At 55.1% G+C, this 21,647-nt stretch carries 19 protein-coding genes; 7 read left to right on the forward strand and 12 right to left on the reverse strand.

Annotated features, from left to right (window positions below; genetic code table 11):
• Positions 1-15 precede the first annotated feature (15 nt).
• Positions 16-576 (reverse strand): hypothetical protein, encoded by a 561-nt coding sequence (locus IPN28_04370; GenBank protein QQS58061.1) that lies wholly within the window; start codon positions 574-576, stop codon positions 16-18.
• Entirely contained in the window at positions 577-1,425 is an 849-nt protein-coding gene (locus IPN28_04375; GenBank protein QQS58062.1) for an MTAP family purine nucleoside phosphorylase, read from the reverse strand.
• Positions 1,426-1,574: 149 nt separating this feature from the next.
• On the opposite strand from IPN28_04375, the gene sulP reads away from it, so the two are divergent.
• Positions 1,575-3,227, forward strand: coding sequence for a sulfate permease (gene sulP / locus IPN28_04380; protein QQS58063.1), 1,653 nt, complete (start codon positions 1,575-1,577; stop codon positions 3,225-3,227).
• Here sulP and IPN28_04385 read toward each other — a convergent pair.
• From IPN28_04385 to cobA, 5 genes are all read right to left on the reverse strand, one after another.
• Positions 3,224-3,535: a hypothetical protein gene (locus IPN28_04385; GenBank protein ID QQS58064.1), complete on the reverse strand. Its 312-nt coding sequence runs from the start codon at positions 3,533-3,535 to the stop codon at positions 3,224-3,226. The genes sulP and IPN28_04385 overlap by 4 nt on opposite strands.
• A gap of 114 nt (positions 3,536-3,649) precedes the next feature.
• Positions 3,650-5,335 carry an NADPH-dependent assimilatory sulfite reductase hemoprotein subunit gene (locus tag IPN28_04390; GenBank protein ID QQS58065.1) on the reverse strand — a complete coding sequence of 562 codons (1,686 nt, stop codon included), beginning with the start codon at positions 5,333-5,335 and terminating at the stop codon, positions 3,650-3,652.
• Between the two features lies 1 nt (position 5,336).
• The gene (locus IPN28_04395; protein QQS58066.1) at positions 5,337-6,812 is read right to left on the reverse strand and encodes a flavodoxin domain-containing protein; all 1,476 of its coding nucleotides are present in this window, start codon (positions 6,810-6,812) and stop codon (positions 5,337-5,339) included.
• A gap of 2 nt (positions 6,813-6,814) precedes the next feature.
• Positions 6,815-7,579: a phosphoadenylyl-sulfate reductase gene (locus IPN28_04400; protein ID QQS58067.1), complete on the reverse strand. Its 765-nt coding sequence runs from the start codon at positions 7,577-7,579 to the stop codon at positions 6,815-6,817.
• A complete protein-coding gene (cobA, locus tag IPN28_04405; GenBank protein ID QQS58068.1) occupies positions 7,572-9,020 on the reverse strand; it encodes a uroporphyrinogen-III C-methyltransferase in 1,449 nt (482 codons plus the stop codon). Before cobA ends, IPN28_04400 begins: the two co-directional genes overlap by 8 nt.
• Positions 9,021-9,100: 80 nt before the next feature.
• On the opposite strand from cobA, the gene IPN28_04410 reads away from it, so the two are divergent.
• The 3 genes from IPN28_04410 to IPN28_04420 all read left to right on the forward strand — a co-directional run bounded on the left by IPN28_04410 (position 9,101) and on the right by IPN28_04420 (position 11,120).
• A complete protein-coding gene (locus IPN28_04410; protein QQS58069.1) occupies positions 9,101-9,550 on the forward strand; it encodes an Rrf2 family transcriptional regulator in 450 nt (149 codons plus the stop codon).
• Between the two features lie 81 nt (positions 9,551-9,631).
• On the forward strand, positions 9,632-10,327 hold the full coding sequence (locus IPN28_04415) for an invasion associated locus B family protein (GenBank protein QQS58070.1): 696 nt from the start codon (positions 9,632-9,634) through the stop codon (positions 10,325-10,327).
• 124 nt (positions 10,328-10,451) lie between these two features.
• Positions 10,452-11,120: a hypothetical protein gene (locus tag IPN28_04420; protein ID QQS58071.1), complete on the forward strand. Its 669-nt coding sequence runs from the start codon at positions 10,452-10,454 to the stop codon at positions 11,118-11,120.
• Between the two features lie 123 nt (positions 11,121-11,243).
• Here IPN28_04420 and aguB read toward each other — a convergent pair whose 3' ends face one another.
• The 4 genes from aguB to IPN28_04440 form a co-directional block, all read right to left on the reverse strand.
• Entirely contained in the window at positions 11,244-12,101 is an 858-nt protein-coding gene (gene aguB, locus IPN28_04425) for an N-carbamoylputrescine amidase (GenBank protein ID QQS58072.1), read from the reverse strand.
• Positions 12,098-13,117, reverse strand: a complete 1,020-nt coding sequence (locus tag IPN28_04430; protein ID QQS58073.1) for an agmatine deiminase family protein — start codon at positions 13,115-13,117, stop codon at positions 12,098-12,100. The genes aguB and IPN28_04430 overlap by 4 nt, the downstream gene beginning before the upstream one ends.
• 191 nt (positions 13,118-13,308) lie before the next feature.
• Positions 13,309-13,914, reverse strand: coding sequence for a hypothetical protein (locus tag IPN28_04435; GenBank protein QQS58074.1), 606 nt, complete (start codon positions 13,912-13,914; stop codon positions 13,309-13,311).
• A gap of 122 nt (positions 13,915-14,036) precedes the next feature.
• Positions 14,037-15,233, reverse strand: coding sequence for a type III PLP-dependent enzyme (locus IPN28_04440; protein QQS58075.1), 1,197 nt, complete (start codon positions 15,231-15,233; stop codon positions 14,037-14,039).
• A 574-nt stretch (positions 15,234-15,807) separates the two neighbouring features.
• Here IPN28_04440 and ovoA point away from each other — a divergent pair.
• From ovoA to IPN28_04455, 3 genes are all read left to right on the forward strand, one after another.
• Positions 15,808-17,970: a 5-histidylcysteine sulfoxide synthase gene (gene ovoA, locus IPN28_04445; protein ID QQS58076.1), complete on the forward strand. Its 2,163-nt coding sequence runs from the start codon at positions 15,808-15,810 to the stop codon at positions 17,968-17,970.
• Positions 17,971-18,044: 74 nt separating this feature from the next.
• Positions 18,045-19,421 carry an NAD-dependent succinate-semialdehyde dehydrogenase gene (locus tag IPN28_04450; protein QQS58077.1) on the forward strand — a complete coding sequence of 459 codons (1,377 nt, stop codon included), beginning with the start codon at positions 18,045-18,047 and terminating at the stop codon, positions 19,419-19,421.
• A gap of 174 nt (positions 19,422-19,595) precedes the next feature.
• Positions 19,596-20,396, forward strand: a complete 801-nt coding sequence (locus IPN28_04455) for an EAL domain-containing protein (protein ID QQS58078.1) — start codon at positions 19,596-19,598, stop codon at positions 20,394-20,396.
• Positions 20,397-20,408: 12 nt separating this feature from the next.
• Here the strand turns inward: IPN28_04455 and IPN28_04460 are convergent, their stop codons facing one another.
• Positions 20,409-21,647, reverse strand: coding sequence for a hypothetical protein (locus IPN28_04460; protein ID QQS58079.1), 1,239 nt, complete (start codon positions 21,645-21,647; stop codon positions 20,409-20,411).

Raw genomic sequence — 21,647 nt, forward strand, 5'->3', positions numbered from 1 at the left:
GTTTAAACACTTATTTTATAGATCAACGATAATGGTCTCTATGTTGTAGGCCGAGTTCCTATACTCAAGTTTCCCATTATCTCGAAAAGAGTAGATATTGTCCTCTATATCATTAAAGATATGCCAGAGAGGTTGGTCTTCACTTTCTCCCTCAAGCCGCATATGAATTTCGCCGCCGAGATCGAAATAGACATTTGTCTTTACTTGATCAGGAAAAATTTCAAACCGTTTTATGATTTGTCCGTCAATTAAATTTATTGCTTTACGGATAATAGACTTGTTTGAGTTTCTATCAGCCATCTTTTCCCCGCGAAAAATAATATCCCAATGACAGCAATCTATCCAAAACCAAAAATCACCTCTAACCCTAACTCTACGCAAAGAGTTTTTTTGTTTTAGCCGCGCAGAATCTAATCTCTCGAGAAAGTCGGTGTCTTTTGGCTCGATAATTTCTAGGCGCGGTGTACCAAAATTAAGACTGAGCCACGAATATTCAGAATTTTGAACATCCCAACAACACAAGCGGGAGAGCTTCTGCAGGTCATTCCGAAGTTGCTGCTCAATATCAAAAGCCATTTATCCCCTCAAAACCCCCAGCCATTCCTTCTGCTCCGGTGTCAAACGCTCGTCCGGCGTCATCACCGCGCCCTTGAGCGCCGTGCGGATGTTCTCCGGCGTGGCGCTGATCCCGTTCTGCAAAAGGCGTACGACCAGCGCCTTGATCTTCTCGATGTTTTCGAAATAGACCTTGAACACGGCCTCGACGCTCACGTGCTCGTCGGGGTCTTCGCGCCAGCAATCGTAATCCGTGGCAATCGCCAGCGTGACGTAGCCCATCTGCGCCTCCCGCGCCAGAAACGCCTCCGGCACGTTGGTCATGCCCACGACATCGCACCCCGCCGCGCCGCGCAGGAAATGACTTTCGACCTTCGAGCCGAGCCGCGGCCCCTCCACGCAGGCATAGGCCTTGCGGGAGTGAAGCTTGATGCCGAGTTCCTTCGCGGCCTTTAGAACATCCTGCGCCAGAACGGGGCAGGCGGGTTCCGCCGTCGAGATATGCGCGGTTACGCCCTTACCGAAGAAGCTTGCCTCCCGCTTGCCGCGCGTATGGTCGAAATACTGATCCACCAGCACGAGGTCGCCGGGCGCAATCTCCTCCTTCAGCGAACCCGACGCCGAAACGCTCAGGATCGTCCGCGCGCCCAGCTTTTTAAGCGCGTAGATATTGGCGCGGTAATTAACCTCCGAGGGTAAAAATTCATGGTTGCGCCCATGCCGGGGCAGGAACAGCGCGGTGTTTGATCCGACCTTGCCCTCGGTGATCGGGGCGGAAGGCTTGCCGAAGGGCGTAGTAAAGTCGTGTTCCCTGAGCAGTTCGAGTTCCTTGAGCGCGTAAAGGCCGCTGCCGCCGATAATTCCGAGCATAGTGTTTCCTTATGACGTGAAAGTGACTGTCCGGCGCGCAGCATAGCAAAGCCCATGCGCTCTGAAAATCTTTTATCGCCCCCCTTGAAGCGGAGGCTTGCGGGGTCTATGGATGGAGAAGGCTAAACCCCCTAAAAACAGAGAAAACCATGGCAGGGCTTATCTCCTCCCAATTCACGCCTAAAATATTTTCTATGCTGAAGTCCGGCTACGGCAAGGCGGATTTCCGTTCAGACGTGCTTGCGGGCCTTACGGTCGCCATTGTCGCGCTGCCGCTCGCCATGGCGCTGGCGATCGCCAGTGGCGCCTCCCCCGATAAGGGGCTGGTGACGGCGGTCATCGCGGGGTTCCTGATCTCCTTCCTCGGCGGGTCGCGGGTGCAGGTTGGCGGCCCGACCGGGGCGTTCGTCGTCGTCGTTTTCAACGTCATCGCGCAGCACGGCTATGACGGGTTGCTTCTGGCCACACTGATGGCCGGGATCATGCTGATTATCTGCGGGTATGCGCGTCTGGGCGTGGTGATCAAATATGTGCCCTATCCCGTGATCACGGGTTTTACCGCCGGGATCGCGGTGATTATCGCCTCCAGCCAGGTGAAGGATTTTCTGGGCCTGACCATCAAGGAGGTGCCCGCAGAATTTATCGAGAAATGGTTGAGCTATTTCGAGCATATGGGGACTCTGAACCTCTGGACCCTGGCGGTGGGCCTGTTCGCTCTGGCCATTATTATCGTCATTCGGAAGAAGGCACCCAAACTGCCGGGCTATCTCATCGCCGTCGTTGCGGCGTCTGTCGTAGTAACCCTTTTCCATCTGCCGGTTGAAACCATAGGCTCGCGCTTCCCGCATATCCCCTCCGGCTTGCCGTGGCCGGAGATTCCCGCGTTCAGCTATGAGAAATTCCGAGATGTAATCCCCTCCGCCTTCACGATCGCTTTTCTGGCGGGGATCGAGGCGCTGCTCTCCGCCGTCGTTGCCGATGGCATGACGGGCCACAGGCACCGCTCCAATCAGGAACTGGTAGGGCAGGGGGTGGCCAACGTCGCCTCAGCCCTCTTCGGCGGTTTGCCCGCAACGGGCGCGATTGCGCGGACCGCGACGAACATCCGTTCCGGCGCAAAAAGCCCGGTGGCGGGCATGATGCACGCCGTCTTCCTGCTGGTGTTCATGATGGCCGCCAGCGATGTGATGAAATACGTCCCCATGGCCGCGCTGGCCGCAATTCTTTTCATCGTGGCATGGGGCATGAGCGAGATCCGCCACTTCATCCATATCTATAAGCTTTCGCGCACGGACCGAACCGTTATGATCCTGACCTTCCTACTCACCGTTCTCGTGGACCTCACGGTGGCCATCGGTGTGGGCGTGACGCTGGCCTGCCTGATCTTTATGATGCAGATGAGCAAGACGGTGGAGATTGCCGCCGGCAAGGGCAACGACGAGGAGGATCAGCGCCTGAGCCTGCCCAAGGACGTTGAAGTGTTCCGCATCAACGGACCGTTCTTTTTCGGGGTCTCCAGCGAGCTCATCGACGTTCTGACCCGCATGGGTCAGATGCCCAAAGTCCTGATCGTGCGGATGCGCCTCGTGCCGTTTCTGGATACATCCGGCGTTTCTGCGCTTGAGGATATGGTCAAGAAATGCAAGGCCGCCGGAACCATCGTCATCTTCGCCGCTTTGCAGCCGCAGCCCAAAGGTCTTTTGAACCGTCTGCATTTCGGGGACGGGGTTTTGTACGCGGAAAATTATGAAGAGGCGCTGGAAAAATCGCGGGAAATTGTCGGGACTGCTCCGGCCGATTAAATCTCTCTGCCGAGCTCTATTCCTCCAAGAGTGGAGAGGTGAGCCGCTTTTTCCGGGAAGGTTCTGGTATAGACTTTCATAGCCTCATCCAGCCGTAACCGTGCCGCCATGATGACCTGCTGCCCTTCCGCCGATGCGGGGTCGATCTGCTTGACGGTCATATCATGATAAATAATCCGGCCCTCCAGCGCGGCCTCATAGACCTGCTCGGCCTCATCCAGTTCCTCGGGCGCGTGCAGCACATTCGAGACATGGTCGAAATATCCGGAAAGCCTTGTTTTTGCTTGATCTATCAGCTCTTTGAACATCGACCCATTCCTACAATCTGGCGTTCTGACGGCAGCATTAATTATAGGAAAGTTGGATTAACGGGGCGTTAATTCCTCAGATTGCGCGGGCTTCCTTGTTTCATGTAACAGATATTAAGCGGCTTTGCTAAACAACGTCCGGTTCGCGTAATCGCCAAACGTCTCTTTGCCCTTGCGGTCTTTGACAAAGGAACCAAACAGGATATCCAGCTCGCTCAGGATTTCCGCTTCATCCGCTTCTTCCTTATAGACGCGGTTGAGCCGTTCGCCCTGATAATCGCCGCCGAGCCGCAGAACGTAGCGCCCCGGCCCCTTGCCCACAAGGCCGATTTCGGCCACATAGGGGCGACCGCACCCGTTGGGGCAGCCCGTGATCCGCGTGGTGATGGCTTCCTCGATCAGCCCGTGCTTTCGCTGCAAATCCTCGACCTTTGACACAAACGCAGGCAGGTATCTCTGCGCCTCCGCCAGCGCGAGCGGGCAGGTGGGCAGTGCGACGCAGGCAATCGCCTCTTCCTTGGTCTTGGTATGATGCCCCTGCGTGATGCCGTGCTTCTTCAGGATGGCGTCGATGGCGGCTTTATTCTTCTCCGCGACGTAGGTCAGCATCACGTTCTGGTTGGCTGTGCAACGCAAAGAGCAGAGATTTTCTTGGGCAATCTCCATCAAGGCCGATTTGATGTTATAGCCGTCCTCATCTTTCACGCGCCCGCAATCGACAAACACCGTGTTGTACCATTGGCCTTGATGATCGGCGAACCAGCCGTAAGGGTCGCCCCGGTGGGTGAATGATACGGGTCGCGCCGGAGCCAGAGTAAAACCAAGGCGTTTTTCCAGTTCGCCCTTGAAGAAATCGACCCCGAGCCGGTCCAGCGTGTATTTTAAACGCGCCAGAGAGCGGTCCTCCCGGTTGCCGTAATCGCGCTGCACGGCGGCAATCTGCCAGCACGTCTCGACGGCCTTGTCCTTTGGTACGAAACCAATCACGTTCCCAAGGCGTGGATAGGTCTTCGGGTTTCCGTGCGTTGCCCCCAGCCCGCCGCCGATGGAAACGTTAAAGCCCTCAAACTGATTGCCTTTGCCGATAGCAATCAGGCCGATATCGTGGACATAGACATCGACATCGTTATGTGGGGGGATAGCGACCGCGATCTTGAACTTGCGGGGCAGGTAACGGTTTTCGTAAAGCGGGTCCGGTTCGGCCTCCTTGCCGCTCTCCAGCTTTTCGCCGTCCAGCCATATTTCCTTGAAGGCACCAGTCTTGGGCAGCAAAGCTTCGCTGATCGCGGTCGCGTATTCGTGTGCCTCCGCATGATAGGGGGCAATCGCGGGGTTGGAGCCGGAAATCACGTTGCGGTTGACATCCCCGCAGGCGGCTATCGCATCCAGCCCCAGAACGTCGAAATCCTTCATCGTCGGTCTCATCCGCGCCTTGACGACACCGTGGAACTGGATCGTCTGACGGGTGGTGATTTTCATGACACCGTTGGCGTTTTGATCGCAGGATTCCTGCAAGCCGACCCATTGCGCCGCTGTGATATCTCCGGCGGGAATTCTCAGGCGGATCATATAGGAATAGGCCCACTCCAGCTTTTTTTCCTCGCGCTCGGCGCGGCGGTCGCGGTCGTCCTGAACGTACGAGCCGTGGAATTTAATCAGCTGCTTGCCCGTCTCTGTTACGTTTCCGGTCAGAGAGTTGTCCATTTGCTCGGCCAGATCGCCGCGCAATCCGCGGCTGGATTTCTTCATCCCCTCGACGGCGGAGAGTTTTTGGGGATCCGAATTGATTTCGTCGCTCATGTCAGTATACGTCCTTCAGGTAACGGTCGGCTTCCGCCATCTCCGCAAGGTAATCCGCCGCCGCTTCAGGGGAAAGAGATTTCTGCAAGGCGATGATCTCGATGAGGGTTTTCTCGACGTCATGGCTCATCGGGTCTTTAGCCCCGCAGACGTAAATCCGCGCTCCGTCTTCGATCCACTCCATCAACTCCTTGGCGCGCTCCTTCATCTTATGCTGGACGTAAACCTTATGGTCGGTGTCGCGGGAGAAGGCGAGGTCGATCCTATGCAGCGTGTCGGTCGCGATATGCTCCTGCCACTCCGCCTGATACAGGAAATCGCAGTGCGCGTGCTGATCCCCGAAGAACAGCCAGTTGCGGCCTGAGGCGCTGCGCTCCGCCCGCTCGTAAACGAAGGACCGGAAGGGTGCAACGCCTGTGCCGGGACCGATCATGATGATGTCCGTATCATCCGGCGGCAGGCGGAACATCTGGTTCTGATGAATATAGAATTGAAGTTCATTTCCCTCTTTCATATCGGAGAGATATTTGGAGCAAATGCCGTAACCTGTGCTGCCATCGTCTTTTTTGTATGTCGATAGAGCAACCGTAAGGTGCACCTCGTTCTCGTGCATGGAGGGAGCGGAAGCAATCGAATAAAGCCGGGGTGTTTGTTCTTTGCCCTCGGCGTCCAGAGGGAGAATAATCCCCGCCGCATCGCCGCAGCTATAGGGCACGGAATCATCATAGGCGATTTCGATATGGTAGGTCTGTTTGCGGGAGTCGATATCGTTCAGGTTGACGATGTGCTTGATCCGTCCCGGAACAGGCTCCAGCCTTGTATAGCCCTTGCCGGTGCGAATGGTAGGCGCTTCGGCGAAAGAAGCAGTCGTGGCTTGCGCCGTATCACCGACAACTTTGTTTAAGGTCTCGACAGTCTGCGAAACCCATTTCGGCGTGTGGGCCGCGTAATCCACATCGAACAGCGCGATCTCCTGAAACGTCTTTCCGCCAAGACGGATCAGTTCCTTTTCCAGTTCCACCGCCGCTCCGCAGAAAATCTGATAGCTCTTGTCTCCAAGTCCCAAGGCAGCGAATTGCAGGCCGGACAGGCTGCCGTCCGCGGCGCCCCGCACGGATTCAAAAAACTTCACCGCGCTTTCCGGCGGGTCACCTTCGCCGTGAGTGCTGGCCAGAAAAATTGAAAACCCGTCCCTGGGGATGTCCGTAACTTTCATCCGGTTGACGGCGTTGTTTTTCGCCTTGAATCCTGCGCCTTTGAGAGCCTTCATCAGAGAAAGAGACAGCGCCTTGGAGTTTCCGGTTTCCGTTGCGTAATAAATGTTTACTTCAGGTTTGTTGGACGATACAGAAGCGCCCGCCGCATCGGGCAGGCGTCCGGTCAGACCTTGCACATATCCGGCCAGCCAGATTTTCTGCTCCGGCGAGAGTTTTTCCAGCAGGGATTGCAGCAGGTGTTGCTGTTCTTTATCGAGCATAATCAGGCCGTAACGGGTTGTTTGATGCGAACGAGCTTGCCGTCCTTGATATGCAGGCCGCATTCCTGATCATTCTCCTGCTCCCACCACCAGCGGCCGGAGCGGGGATGTTCGCCCGACGCAACGGCGCGGGTGCAGGGGGCGCAGCCGATGGAGGGAAATCCGCGGTCGTACAGCGGATTATAGGGAATGGCATGATTCTCGATATAGGTGCGAATATCGCCCTCAGTAAGATCAATCAGGGGATAGATTTTAATGATATCCCGTCCGGCATCGTATTCAACGACAGGCAGGTCCGAGCGGTTCTCCGAATGCTCACGCCGCAGGCCACTGATCCAGATATTCGTTCCGGTCAGCGCACGGTTCAATGGCTCGACCTTACGGACAAAGCAGCAGCCTTTGCGGTTTTCAACGGATTCGAAAAACCCGTTTATACCTTGCTTCCTAACAAGAGACTCAAGAGAGCGCGTGTCGGGGTAGTAGGTTTCGATTTCAATTCCGAAGTACGTCTCGCGGGTCTTCTGAAAGGTTTCGTAGGTTTCGGGGAACATACGTCCCGTGTCGATGGTAAAAATCCGGATGGGCAGGGCATATTCGGCAATCGCGTGGGTGATCGCTTGATCCTCAAGGCTGAAGCTGGTCGAAAAAGCGATTGATTGACCCGAATAGTGCGCCAGCTTTTTTAGCCGCCCCTGCCACGGCAGGTCGGCAAGTTCGGCCAGAAGGATAGCGGCCAGCTCTTCATTTTTTGATTGCAGATTAAGCATTTTCGGCCTCTTTCGCCGGGGTTAGGGGGGAGAAATAAGGGAGCGCCGTTTCAGACGCCTCCTTCCATCCGTTTGTTTCCCGCCAGCGCACGACATCGCCGACGATGATCAGGCTGGGGGAAATAAAGGGATGTTCGCCGAAATCGGCATCGAAACGACCGAGGGTGGAGACATAGTCGCGGTGTGCGGGGGTCGTGCCCTGCTCGACGACCATAACAGGCGTGTCCGGATGATAACCGACCGCCTGCAATTTTTCGCACAGCAAAACATAGTGCGGCGTACTCATATAAAAGACGAGAGTCTCGTTCTGCGCGTATCGCAATCCTTCCCAGAAATCAGTCTGGTGCAGGGTTTTGGTGTAGAGGGTCAGAAACCGGACGCCTTTGGCGCCGTCACGCTCGGTCAGCGGGATTCCGGAAAAGGCCGCGCAGCCGTTGGCCGCGCTGATCCCCGGAACGATCTGATAGGGGACATTCAAACGACGGGCAACTTCAATCTCCTCGGCACCATGGGCAAAGATACCGGGGTCACCGCCCTTCAACCGTACAACGATATCGCCCTTTTTCAGGTGTTGCTCGATGAGGGACGCGATATCCTCCTGCTTTTTCAGGTGGTGGTCCCGTGTCTTGCCGACAGGGATTTTATGCGCGTCCTTGCGGGCGTACTGTTCCAGAATCAGAGGAGAAATTAGGCGGTCATATAAAACGACATCGGCCTGCGAGAGCAGGCGGATGGCTTTGAGCGTAATCAACTCAGGATGCCCCGGACCCGCGCCAACCAAATAAAGCGCGGCCTGCTTTTCCTTGGGAAATTCCGCGAGAGCCTCCTCAAACAGAGCGTTAGCCCGCAGAGAATTGCCCTCAAGCACTTCCTCGGCAATCGGCCCACGGATGATCTGCTCGTAAAACAAGCGGCGGGGCTGGATGGAGTCAAAAAACTTCCGCAGCACAGACTTTTTTTCATCCATAAAGCGGATCAGGTTTTCGAACTGTGCAGGAACGGCCTGTTCAATCGTATGCTTGATCAGCCGCGCAAGAACCGGGGAAATGCCGGATGTCGAAATCGCAATTTGTAGAGGTCCGCGTTTAACCAGCGCCGGAAAGATGAAATCGCATAAAGCCGGGTTGTCCACAACGTTAACCATAATACCTCGGGCGCGGCAATCGGCGGCCACGCGCTCATTGAGATCATCGTCGTTCGTTGCCGCGACGACAATTCTGTATCCCGATAGAAATTCTTCTTGATAGGCGGCTTGTGTGGCCTTAAAACCATGCTGGTCGCACAGGATTCGCACCGAGGGGCTGATGGTTTCCGACAGGATATCAACCCGTGCGCCCACACTGGCCAAAGCCTCGGTTTTTGCGGCCGCAATCGCCCCGCCGCCGACCACGAGGATCGGGGTTTCGGCGGAAGCCCGCAGAAACAGGGGAATGTAAGCCATAAGCAGTGCTCCAGTATGTTCCCCAGTATAAAAGAACATTTTAAACTTGTAAATACAAAAAAATTATGTAAGATATCGCTATGGGAATGTTACCGGACAGATTAGTGATGGCCATGCGGGCCGCTTACTATATCGCCTATAATGGGCGGCAGGATCGGCCCGTGACCAGTGCCGATATTGTCGAGCATTACGACCTCAAGGAACGGGCGCTGGAGCCTGTCCTGCAGCGTCTTTCCAGCGAGGGGATTATCGTGTCCATCAAGGGGCCGAAGGGCGGATATTTTGTTCCCGATCCGGTCAATACGACCCTGAAGGACATCGTTGAATGTTTTTTTGAAACGGCTATCGACGGCGAGGGACATGAGCATCCAGATGCGTTCGACCGCATCCTGTTCGAGCAGGTTGAGGCAGGGTTTGAAAAATGGCTGGGGATTCAGTCGGCCACCAGCCTTCAGTATCTTTGTAATGAAGCCCGCAAGCGTCATATCCCGACGATCGAATCGCCGCCCCCGCTGGATTTCGTGGTCTAATCTTCGCTTTTGGTCCCTTGAGGGTCCGCGAGGTGTGTGTTAATTCTGCTTTATACAGAGACAATCCAGAGGGATGACCGCATGACCAAGGCCAATATGCTGCTCGGGGGCGTTGTGTTCGTGCTGGGACTTGTGGCTCTGAGCATGGTACTCTCTCCCGATATTGTCAGCGACTTGACCGCCCGCGGATCGCAAGTGACGCAAACCATCACCCCGCGCTCTCTCATCCGTACCGAATCCGCCATCCAGAACCAATCTGCGGCACATACGTCTCAGCAAAAGCCCCAGGATCAGCCGATGGCCGAGATTTCGCCGGATTTCAAGATGAGCGGCGCCGACCAGACCGTCAAGGCGGAGGATCACGGGGACTGGCGGGTCGAATGCACGAAAACCCCCGAGGGGAACCCCGTTTGCCAGATGTTTCAGCGCCTGCTCTGGAAGGATCAGAAATCGGTGGCTCTGCTCGTCATGGGCGCTATGGGTGACAGAGACGGTCAGATGATCCCGCGGATGCGCTTTATCGTTCCCATGGGCACCTTCCTTCCACCCGGCCTGATCCTGAGTATCGACGGGGAGAAGGAATACCGCATCCCAATCCAGTTTTGCGTGCAGCAGGGCTGTGTCGTGAATCTCGATCTCGGCGGCGATATCGTCGAAAAGCTTAAGGGGGGCAGCGCTCTGCGGGCTGTCTATATGCGCCCGGACCGATTGACGGCCAGCCTTCAGGTCTCGCTCAAGGGCTTCCCCGAAGCGCTGGAGCGCATCAAAAATCCTTAGGAGTACTCTGAGATAACTACATGAAAAAGCATTTCATAGTCCTTCTGGTCCTCCTTTTCAGTGGCATTGCTCTCGTAATTGCAGAAAATACTTTTACACTCATCGTCGCAGGAGTGCCGACAACATGAAGGCGAAGTCGCCAATCATCTTGGGTCTTGTCAGCATTCCTGTCCTTGCCGTGCTGCTGCTGTGGCTTGGCAAGGAATACCCGTGGGGCACGTGGCGATACCGCGTGACTGTGGAGATTGTAACTCCCGAGGGAATCAAGACCGGATCAGCAGTCCGCGAACTTCGTGTACATACCGAGCCCGGCTTTCTGGGTGTGCGCAAGCAAGGCGTTGCCCATCTCGTAGGAGAAGCGGTCGTTATCGACCTCGGAGAGCGGGGCGTTCTGTTTGCCCTGCTTTCGGAAGACGACATCTTTCACGCATTTCCCTACAACAATGGAGCGGGCGTGAAGGCTCCCGACGGGATTCGCTTTTACAACGGACTCAGGCCGGACATCACGGGACAGCTGCCCCGTGAACACTACCCAAGGTTCGCGATTTTCGAGGATATGCAAGACCCTAATACATTGCGGCTAATCTACGGATCGCACCTTGATCTGGAGACCCGCAAGAGTGTGTACGTCGATGAAGTCGCAGAACTGCTTGGATATGGCGTCAGAATTCGGAACGTAACTATAGAGATCACAGACGATGCGGTGACGTGGGGTGTTGAGAATGTGATTCCACATTTCGGTCCTGTGCCTCGGCCCATAGGTTTTGACGACTTCGTAAGGAAAGGTAGATGACTAATGAATCCGACTCTGATGAAGGCCATTCTGGCCATGGATTCTTACAACCGTGGGTACGATCCATAGTTAGTGCGATTTCTGACATAAGCAATGAATTAAAGCCCTGAATCTAAAATTTTATCAAGGGACAAGATCGCCGTACATCTCCGGTCTGCGGTCACGAAAGAACCCCCACACCGCCCGGTATTTCTGCAGCGCATCGCGGTCGAACGCCTGCACCAGAACCCCATCCTCCGTCTTGCCGAAGGCTTGCAGCAGATCGCCGTTCTGCCCCGCGATGAAAGAACTGCCGTAAAAACTCTGATCCGCGCCGTTCGCGTTTTCCGTGCCGATGCGGTTGGCGGCGATGACCGGAATGGCGTTGGCCACCGCGTGGCCCTGCATCACGCGCTGCCAGATTTTGCTGGTGTCGAGCGTGGAATCATAAGGCTCAGCACCGATGGCGGTGGGGTAGAACAGAAACTCTGCGCCCTTCAGTGTCATCGCCCGTGCGGCTTCGGGGAACCACTGATCCCAGCAGATGCCGATGCCCAGCGCGCCGAATTTCGTCTCCCAGACCTTAAAGCCCGTATTCCCCGGCCGGAAATAATATTTTTCCTGATAACCGGGTCCGTCGGGTATGTGCGTCTTGCGGTAGACGCCTAATATCTCGCCCTTATCGTCGATCATGACGACAGAATTGTAGTATTCCGGGCCGTCCTTTTCGAAAATGGAAACGGGCAAAACGACGCCCTTATCTTTCGCCACTTTCTTGAGTTCAACGACGCATGGATGGGTGTCCGCAGGGTAGGCGGATGAAAACCATTTTTCGTCCTGATGCGTGCAGAAATACAGCCCCTGAAACAGCTCGGGCAGCAGAATGATATTGGCGCCTTGCTTGGCCGCCTCGCGGATCAAGACGGAAACCTTGGCGATATTGTCCTTCATATCGGCGGAAAAGGACGCCTGCACGGCGGCGAGTGTGGTGATGCGGCTCATATCTCATCCTTTCCAGAGGAGCGTATAACAGGAACCTGCTGCGTGATGCAATGAAAAGAACCGCCCCCGGTCAGCAGGGTATGGGAGCGCACCGCGCTCACGGTCCGTGAGGGAAAGAGTTTCTGGAGGATGTCCAGCGCGGCTCCTTCGGACTCCGTCCCGTAACAGGGCATGACGACGGCCTTGTTGCCGATCACGAAATTCATATGCGAAGCCGGAACGATCAGGCCGCTCTCATCCCGCACCAGGCCGGGGGAGGGGATGCGAACGATCTCAAAGCCTTCGGCGATCAGCGTTTGGGCAGTTTTCTCATAAACCGCCTCGTTCGGATCATCGTCTCCGAACGCCTCGGGGCAGGCGATGAGCCCCGGGGCGACGAACCGGGCGAGATTGTCGATATGCCCGTCCGTATGATCGTTCAGCAGTCCGTCATCCAGCCAGACAATCCTTTTCGCGCCGAACGACTCACGTAAGGCTGCTTCCGCGTCTTGTTCGCTCCAGTTTTTATTGCGGTTGGGGTTGAGGACGCACTGCCGCGTCGTTAGGATCGTGCCTTTCCCGTCATGCTCGATGGCTCCGCCCTCCAGAATAAAGTCAAAACGCCGGATGTGAGCGCCGGACTGTTCTGCGATAAAATCTCCAACCGTATCGTCATGTTCGTAGATGAACTTGCCGCCCCAGCCGTTATGCCCAAAGCGAAGGGCGGTCAAACGGCCAGCCGGATCGTACCCGAACACCGGACCCGTATCGCGCAGCCATGTATCGCCGAACAGCGCGGGAACCACTGCCGCCACATCGCCGATCTGTGCCCTTGCATCCGCTAAGCTTTCATCCCCACAGGCGAGAATAATCACTTTCTGCCCCTGCGCCAGCGCCCGCACCATCTGCGCGACTTCGCTCCGAGCCAGCGCCAGCCTTTCCCCCGGCCAGCGATCATCGTCGTCATGCGAGGGCCAAGCGGTCCAGATGTCCTGCTGCGGCTCCCACTCAGCGGGGATATAAATACCTGTCTTCATCGTCCATGCATTCGAAAAGCGAAGCTTGTGTCTAGCATAAAATATGAGAAAGCGTATCCTAAAAACCAGAGAACTGGAACCGACGTATACCGCTCCCCGACCTCGCCCTCCTGCATGAGGATGGAAGAGTTGAGATCGTCAAACGCTTCGGTTATGAGGATTTCGAAGGAAGGTTAGGCTAACTAAAAAATTCAGCAAGGATCGCATTCTGACGAATCTTCTAGATCCTTCCATCTGTCGGTGCTGACAAGAAAAACAGTCATAGGATTTTTTATCTCACGCGAAAGCTTAAAACGAACAGAAGATATAGGGCTTTGCTTTAATAAATCTACATCGCCAAAAATAACCTGCGAACACAAGCTTAACTCCCCTTCTCCTGTTGAGAAGTTTGTCATATGCCAAGACTCTCGAACAGACAAAGTTAAGGGGAATTCATTCTGTGCAGTATCGGTAACGTAAGCATCAACTAGGGCAAAAGGATAGGGAGCATCCTTCTCAAGGTTGCCTGAAGAAGAGAAAAAATTCTCAACGAAGTTTATTTCCTCTTCTCTTGAGCCTGATTTAATCATGCCAATTAAAAAGCAAACACTTGTGCTACGAAGAGAAAAAACAGATACAGGAGCAGACGCTACAAATTTAACCTCATGGGTGCCAAGCAAAGCATCTTTCGCCAAAATAACTTTGCTCTCGTTAACCTGTGGGAAAAAGGCATAAGTAGGTAAGCAAATAAGTACAAGCAGAAATGAAAAGAAGACTGATTTAAAAGATAAAGCAAAATTATTTGAGATCAACAGCATGGTTACATCCTCAATGACCCTAAGTTTAAGTAAACTGCACGTCGTGAAGCAAGCTTTTTGAAAGTTATGTTCAAAAAAAGGCCCGCCGGAGCGGGCCTTCCTGAAATCTCAAATCTCTCCGCCTAAACCAGCAGGATCGTATCGCACTTGCCGAAGCCGTTGAAATCGGTCCGCATCGTCTGGCTATACGCGCCCGTATTCTCGAACACGATCCAGTCGCCCATGCGGATATCGGCGGGCAGGGTGAACGGCCCTTCCATCATATCCAGCGAGTCACAGGTCGGCCCCGCAAGGCGGAAATCCATCGTTCCGCCTTCGAACACGCCTTCGCCGCGCACGGCATGGACCGGGAAACGCGTCCCCAGCAGCGGCCCGGCGTCGAACAGGCCGCCATAGGTGCCGTCGTTCAGGTACAGCAGATTGCCCTTGCGGAGTTCCACCCGCGCCACCAGCTTGCCGCCCTCGGCCACGAGGCAGCGCCCCGGCTCGGCCAGAAGATCCATATGCTCCAGTCCGGCCTTGCGGACCCCTTTGCGGATGACATCCATGCAGGTTTGGATTGAGGGAACGTTCTCGCCCGTGTAGAAAACGGGAAAGCCGCCGCCGACATCCAGCATATCCACCTTGACGCCGCTATCCGCAATCACACTCTTGGCCAGCATCAGAGCCTGGGTGAAGACGGTTGCATCGGAAATCTGCGTTCCGACATGGAAGCACAGGCCGAGTTTCTCGCTCACCGTCCGGCATTTCCGCAGCAGTTCCGAGGTTTCCATCGGCGTCGCACCGAATTTGGAGGACAGGTCGATCGTCGCGCCTTTATTTTTAGGCAGCGCGAGTCGAACGTGCAGCTTCAGATCCGTAGCCAGCCCGGTCTCGCGGATGATCTTGTAAAGCTCATCCTCGCAATCCAGAACGAAATGACGCACACCGTAACGGTAATACGCCTCGCGGATCGCCTCGGGCGTCTTGACCGGGTGCATAAAATATATTTCGGCTTTGGGCGCATGGGCGCGGACCAGACGCACCTCGGCGATGGAGGCGGCGTCGAAAGCGCTCACCCCGGCCTTCACCAGCGAGGCGATAACGGATTCATGGGGATTGGTCTTGACGGCGAACATGGTCTTGCCGGGAAAAGCATCCATGAAACGGCGGGCCGCGGCTTCAATCACGGCGGGCTGCAGGACGTGCAGAGGCTTCGCAGGCTTGCGCTTGCGGATGAGCTGCTCGTCCGTTCCCTTGAAGACGACAGGCGAACGCTTGACGGTTTTCAGAGCGCCGCCTTGATTTGCTTTTTTTCGGAAGGAAACTAATTTTCCCATTTCATAAAACCTCTCAAGAACAAAAAACAGTTAAGGGTAAGTGTTAGGCTTTCTGGAACAGCTTCCCGAAGAGGGAAACCGAACCCGCCCGCCTGTGTTTTCTTCACAGACGGTGTAGCCGCCTTACCGAATGTTTTTCCTTGGAAGACTTGTATGAGAGGTCAAAGTGAAGGATCGAACGCACAAAGCCCCGCCACGGGGCTCGGGTTCATCAGCTTCAACAAATCGGGGATGACGGCCCCGGCCGGTAATAGCAACTTTACGTTTCATCACGTAAACCCTTTCAAATCAAAGGAAGCAGTTATAAAAGTTCTTCCAGTCCAAAAAGTTTACGCCGTTGCATAACCATATCTAGTGTGACCTAGGGGCCAGAGACACGTGCGTAAGGATCAGTATAATATTTTTTTGCAAGAATCAAAACAATTTATGTGTAAAGAAAGCCTTAAGGCACAAATTTGCCACGACGCGGGTTTTCAGTGATAACAGAGGGGGTCTAAAAGATTAAGGAAGAGTAACTTTTCAGGCTCTTGACCCGAACGAAGAATGACCGGAAACCAACCTGAAGGAAACAGATATGGCCGCAAAAACCGCTCTGGCTCACGCGCCCGAACAAACCATAGAAGACCTTCTGGTCACCCGGACGGTTAATCTCCACGGCGCGGACCCTGAGGCCAAAAGGCGCGAAATCCTTGAGTATTTCGAGAAAAGCTTCACCCTGTACGAAAGCCTGTTCGAATGCCTGAACGGCGAGGAGGCGTTCTACGCCCGGGCCAACACGCTCCGGCACCCCTTAATTTTCTACTATGGCCATACCTCTGTTCTGTTCATAAACAAGCTCAACGTCGCCAAGCTCATCGACAAACGGATCGATCCGAGGCTGGAATCCATGCTGGCCATTGGCGTGGATGAGATGTCCTGGGATGACCTGAACGAGGCCCATTACGACTGGCCGACCCCGGCGGAGGTCAAGGCGTACCGCGGCAAAACCCGCGAAGTTGTGCGCGATTTCATCATGACCTGCGATGTCAGCCTGCCCATCGGCTGGGACAGCCCGCTTTGGGTCATCATGCTGGGGATTGAGCATGAGCGCATCCATTTGGAGACCAGCGCCGTCTTGATCCGCGAACTGCCCCTGAAATACGTCAAGCCGCACCCCGTCTGGAGCCGGATATGCCGCCAGTCGGGTGCGGCGCCCGAAAACAGCCTTCTCGCGGTGAAGGGTGGCCCCCTGACCCTCGGCAAGGGCCGGGACAACCCCTATTACGGCTGGGACAACGAATATGGCCGCTTGGAGACGACAATCCCCGACTTCAAAGCCTCCAAATACCTCGTCTCCAACGGCGAGTACCTTGGCTTCGTAAACGACGGGGGCTACGAAACCCGCGAATTCTGGGACGAGGAGGGCTGGAACTGGGTCACCTTCAAACAGGCGAAAATGCCCGTCTACTGGCGTAAGGAGGGGGATAAATACCGCTACCGTTCCATGCTGGAGGAAATCGATATGCCGTGGGATTGGCCCGTCGATGTCAACTGCCTGGAAGCCCGCGCCTTCTGCAAATGGAAGGCCAAAATGACCGGCAAGCCGATCCGCCTGCCCACCGAACCGGAATGGGCCAAGTTGCGCGAATTGCTGAAAACCGACCAGCCGGATTGGGACCGGGCGCCGGGCAACATCAATCTGGAAGGCGAGATGTCCCCCTGTCCAGTGAACCGACATGAGGGGCCGGGAGGGTTTTTCGACATCATCGGCAATGTCTGGCAATGGACGGAAACGCCGATCGACGCCTATGAGGGGTTCGAAGTCCACCCCGTATATGATGATTTCTCAACGCCGACCTTCGATGGGAAGCACAACGTCTTCAAGGGCGGGTGCTGGATATCGACGGGCAATTACGCCATTAAGGACTCACGTTATGCATTCCGGCGGCACTTTTTCCAGTATTCGGGCATTCGTTATGTGGAGGCCGGACTCCTGCCGGAGCAGCAGATGAATATCTATGAAACCGATGCCATGGTGGCGATGTACATCGAGTTCCATTACGGGCGTGAGTATTTCGGTGTCCCGAACTTTCCGGTCGCTTGCGCCAGAGCGGCGCTGGAAGCGGTCAAGGGCGGCAAAACCCGCAAGGCGCTCGATATCGGTTGCGCGACGGGCCGCAGCGCCTTCGAATTGGCCAAACTCTTCGATCATGTCGATGCGCTGGATTTCTCAGCCCGCCTCATACAGGCGCCGACACACCTCCAGCAGAGAGGCATTCAGCGTTATGTGGTCCAGGATGAAGGCGAGATCGTCTCCTTCCGTGAGATAAAAATCGAGGATTTTGGGTATCAGGACGTCAAGGACAAAATCCTTTTTGCACAGGCCGATGCCTGCAACCTGTTGACCAAATACAGCGGATATGACCTGGTCTTCGCCGGAAACCTGATCGACCGCCTCTACGATCCAAAAAAATTCCTGACCGAAATAAAGGACAGAATCAACCCCGGCGGTCTTCTGATCCTGACCTCGCCTTATACCTGGCTGCCGGAATTTACCGAACGCGAGAAGTGGCTCGGCGGGTTTAAGGCGCGAACGGGCGAAAACTATACCACGCTGGAAGGAATAAACGATGCGCTGGCGCCTGAATTCGAAAGAGTAGGAGAGCCGAGAGACATTCCCTTTGTCTTGCGCGAAACAAGCCGGAAGTTCCAGCATACTCTGGCGCAGTTTTCGGTCTGGAGGAAAAAAGACGTTTAACCGCGTCTTCCCTTAACTATCAGGACGTTTTAGGATAGCACGTATAACGAAGTCCGCAGGAGGTGGGCGCAAGCATGACCCTGAAAAGCGTCAATCCGGCCACCGAAGAAGTTCTGGCGACATTCGAGCCTTACAACGATGCCCATATCGCCGCGGCGGTCGAGTTTTCGGAAAAGGCCTTTTATACCCACCGCCAAACGGGAATGAAGGAACGCGCAGAAAAACTGCGAACGGTGGCAAGCCTTCTGGAAACGGAAATCGAACGTCACGCGCTGACGATCACCCGGGAAATGGGGAAAACTCTGGCATCCGCAAGGGCGGAAATATCGAAATGCGCTTGGGGTTGCCGCTTTTACGCCGATAACGCGCCGGTCTTTCTCGAAGACCAGTTCATCAAAATAGAGGAGGGCGAAGCGTTCGTACGCTATCTTCCGCTCGGACCTGTGCTGGCCGTCATGCCCTGGAACTTTCCGTTCTGGCAGGTGTTCAGGTTTGCAGCCCCCGCCCTCATGGCCGGAAACACGGTGCTGCTCAAACACGCCTCGAACGTGCCGCTGTGCGCTCTGGCGATCGAGGATATCTTCCGCCGCGCCGGTTTAGGCGAGGGAGCCTTCCAGACCCTTCTGATCGGTTCGGCGCAAGTCGAACAGGTGATCGCCGATCCCCGTGTCCGTGCCGTGACCCTGACAGGGTCCGAAGCCGCAGGGGCCAGTGTTGCGTCAATCGCCGGAAAACACATCAAGAAAACCGTCCTCGAATTGGGCGGCAGCGATCCGTTTATTGTCATGCCGTCCGCCGATCTCGATCAGGCGGTCTCGGCGGCGGTCCAAGGCCGCGTTCAGAACGCCGGACAATCTTGTATCGCCTCCAAGCGCTTTATTGTTCACGAGGACATCTATGAACTTTTCTGCAAAAAGCTCATGGCCGCTTTCGAAAAATTGAAAGTCGGCAACCCGGAGCAGGAGGAAACGGATGTCGGCCCGCTTTCAAGCGCCAAGGCGCGGGACGATGTCGATGCGCTCGTGCAGGCGTCGCTGTCGAAAGGAGCCGTTCGCCTCTGTGGCGCTGAAAGAATGAAGGGAACAGGGTTTTACTACCGCCCCGGCCTGCTGGAAAATATCACTAAAGACTCACCCGCTTATTCCGAGGAGCTGTTCGGTCCTGTCGGTCTGCTGTTCAGGGTGGACGATATCGAGAGCGCTGTGATGCTCGCCAACGACACGCGCTTTGGTCTGGGATCGGCAATCTTCACGCAGGACGCGGAGGAGATCGACCGGGCGGTCAACGGTCTTCAGGCGGGCGCGACCTTTGTTAACGGCATCGTCGCCTCGGACCCGCGCCTGCCCTTCGGAGGGATCAAGGCATCTGGCTACGGCCGCGAACTGGCGGAGGAAGGCATCCGCGAATTCACCAATATCAAGACCATCGTCATCAAAAAAGCAGAAAAATAGAAGAGTAAATTACTGTTTTTATTCAATATTATAGATTAATTTGCTCAATCTCATATATTCCCCTATGCTTTCCCCAAGAACAAAGATAAAACACAACAGAAGATTTTATTAGTGACTAAGCCCCGCAGTGACATCTCCCTCAGATTTGACAGGACGGCGTTTCAAAACGAAACGTTGCTGGATGATCTTGACATTCACTTTCAGCCGATTGTCGATCTCGTCGGCGGTTCGCGGATCTTGGGCTTCGAGGCCTTGGGCCGCAAAACCGGAGCACACGGAATCACATCCATCGGTCCACTTCTGAAGGATATACATGACGCCGGGTTAAGGCCGGAACTTGAGATGCGGGCTCTTCAAGCCGCAAGAAATTTTATCCGCCTGTGCGATGAAAATCTTGATCACGCCCATGCATCGAATGTGTATGTGACTGTCAATCTTCATCATTTGACCTTGGCCCAGCCGAAGCTTTTGCAAGGTATAGAAAATCAGATTCTCGATTATCCGTCCGCGCAGCCGCGTATCCGTTTTGAAATTTTAGAACATCCCTTTCCTCGCAGAACTCACGGAAAGATCATGGAAAATATCAGGGCGCTGAGCGCCGAGGGCTACAAACTTTATCTCGATGATTTCGGCGATCATGCGGGGATCGACGAAGACCGTTTGGAAGACACCAAACAGGTCGTCACGGGAATAAAACTGAGTAGTTCTTTATGGCAGAGGGACGAGGAGGATCGTCATCGTTTTCTTGACTATCTCGCCAGTCCTGACTTGCAGGGAAAAATCATCGTTCTCGAAGGCATTGAAACGGACGAACAAATAGCAAAGACAATGCAAATGCCCGGAGAATATGGGTTCACGAAAGTCCTGGCGCAAGGCTGGCACCCGCTGCTGGGGGCGAGTATGTCGCCTGAGAGTGCCGTAGAACTCCTCGGCCAGTTGCAGCAAAAGCCTCAGGAAAATGCACTTGAAAAATGAGCATGAGGCGGCTTACGCCAGCGCGGGTGCCCCGGTCGTACGCTTGAAATTCCGTTCCAGACCGTCCTGTTGCTCCTGCGCCAGCGCGATCCGCTGCTCGGCCAGAACCGGATCGGCATTCGCGGCAAAGAAATTGACCGCGCTGATCCCGCCGATGGTCAAAGTCGCTTGATCGCCGTCATGCAGGGTCACCACAGGCGCTCCGCCCTTGATGGCGCCGACATCAATTTTATCTTTATCTCCACCGGGGGGTGATGGAGAGGTCTCTGCATTCAGGGCAGGTGAGGCTTCAACAATGCGCCTTTCCACGGCCCCGGCATAGGCCGCGATGAATTCACGCACGTAAGGGTTGGGATCGGCGTTATCGAAGGCGCCCGAATCCAGCAGACGTTGAATATGACCGGCATATTCACGCTCATGAAATTTCCTCATGTTGCCCAAATCAGACTCGCTGATCCCAAGATCATTGAGAAGAACGCGGTTCATAACATCGGCATGGTCCCTGGCAGCCGTATAGTGCTCGGTAGTGGCCACTTGCCCCGGCTCATCGCCAAGAACGGCCAGAGCGGCATGGCCCGGATCGCCCGCAGCAGACAAGGCGCGGAAATCAATCAGAAGTTGGACCATCTCCTCCTGCCCCTTGGCCCTGAGCCAGGATATTCCGGCAAGGTCGGACTCCAGTTCCCGGTTCATGATGTTGGTATCTTGTTCGATCCGGCTCTCAAAAGTTGGAAGAAGAGGTTGATTGGGGTGCGTTCCCTCGTGAATACCCCAGAATCCGTCCCAGTAAACATCCTCTCCGGGAATAGGCGCTAAAGAGTCGGCGTCGCGGTTCGCCACCAGGGGCATAAACTCATCCCGGTGATCGGCGCGGCTTCCCTGAAGGCTGATCATCGCAAAAGCCGTGGTTGGGGTTCCGGGCGCACCTTCAGCGTCCCCGAATTCATATCGTCTGGCGAAGGGGGGATTGGTAAGGGATTCTGCGATACGATTCGCAATTCGGCGGTCATCGAAAAAAGAGGAACGCCCCGGCAACTGAGCGTCGATCATTTGCCTCATAACCGCGATATCCGCCGGATCGACCTTTCCGCTTTTTTCAAAGTAGGCGCGGTTAAAGGCATCGGGGTTGATGAACGCAATATCCTGTATAGTGGAGGTCTGGCGGACAAGCTGAACAAAAACCTGATCGCGGGCGCTTAGAATTGGGGGCGTAACAGAACCTTCATTTTGTAAATTTTTGGAATCACCCAT

The sequence above is a fragment of the Alphaproteobacteria bacterium genome (genome assembly GCA_016699735.1).
GTDB lineage: Bacteria > Pseudomonadota > Alphaproteobacteria > Micavibrionales > Micavibrionaceae > JAGNKE01.

Bases quoted from the DNA above. Each gene is read 5' to 3' on its own strand.
- IPN28_04370 (QQS58061.1), bottom strand. From the start codon at position 576: ATGGCTTTTGATATTGAGCAGCAACTTCGGAATGACCTGCAGAAGCTC.
- IPN28_04375 (QQS58062.1), bottom strand. From the start codon at position 1,425: ATGCTCGGAATTATCGGCGGCAGCGGCCTTTACGCGCTCAAGGAACTC.
- sulP (QQS58063.1), top strand. From the start codon at position 1,575: ATGGCAGGGCTTATCTCCTCCCAATTCACGCCTAAAATATTTTCTATG.
- IPN28_04385 (QQS58064.1), bottom strand. From the start codon at position 3,535: ATGTTCAAAGAGCTGATAGATCAAGCAAAAACAAGGCTTTCCGGATAT.
- IPN28_04390 (QQS58065.1), bottom strand. From the start codon at position 5,335: ATGAGCGACGAAATCAATTCGGATCCCCAAAAACTCTCCGCCGTCGAG.
- IPN28_04395 (QQS58066.1), bottom strand. From the start codon at position 6,812: ATGCTCGATAAAGAACAGCAACACCTGCTGCAATCCCTGCTGGAAAAA.
- IPN28_04400 (QQS58067.1), bottom strand. From the start codon at position 7,579: ATGCTTAATCTGCAATCAAAAAATGAAGAGCTGGCCGCTATCCTTCTG.
- cobA (QQS58068.1), bottom strand. From the start codon at position 9,020: ATGGCTTACATTCCCCTGTTTCTGCGGGCTTCCGCCGAAACCCCGATC.
- IPN28_04410 (QQS58069.1), top strand. From the start codon at position 9,101: ATGGGAATGTTACCGGACAGATTAGTGATGGCCATGCGGGCCGCTTAC.
- IPN28_04415 (QQS58070.1), top strand. From the start codon at position 9,632: ATGACCAAGGCCAATATGCTGCTCGGGGGCGTTGTGTTCGTGCTGGGA.
- IPN28_04420 (QQS58071.1), top strand. From the start codon at position 10,452: ATGAAGGCGAAGTCGCCAATCATCTTGGGTCTTGTCAGCATTCCTGTC.
- aguB (QQS58072.1), bottom strand. From the start codon at position 12,101: ATGAGCCGCATCACCACACTCGCCGCCGTGCAGGCGTCCTTTTCCGCC.
- IPN28_04430 (QQS58073.1), bottom strand. From the start codon at position 13,117: ATGAAGACAGGTATTTATATCCCCGCTGAGTGGGAGCCGCAGCAGGAC.
- IPN28_04435 (QQS58074.1), bottom strand. From the start codon at position 13,914: ATGCTGTTGATCTCAAATAATTTTGCTTTATCTTTTAAATCAGTCTTC.
- IPN28_04440 (QQS58075.1), bottom strand. From the start codon at position 15,233: ATGGGAAAATTAGTTTCCTTCCGAAAAAAAGCAAATCAAGGCGGCGCT.
- ovoA (QQS58076.1), top strand. From the start codon at position 15,808: ATGGCCGCAAAAACCGCTCTGGCTCACGCGCCCGAACAAACCATAGAA.
- IPN28_04450 (QQS58077.1), top strand. From the start codon at position 18,045: ATGACCCTGAAAAGCGTCAATCCGGCCACCGAAGAAGTTCTGGCGACA.
- IPN28_04460 (QQS58079.1), bottom strand. From the start codon at position 21,647: ATGGGTGATTCCAAAAATTTACAAAATGAAGGTTCTGTTACGCCCCCA.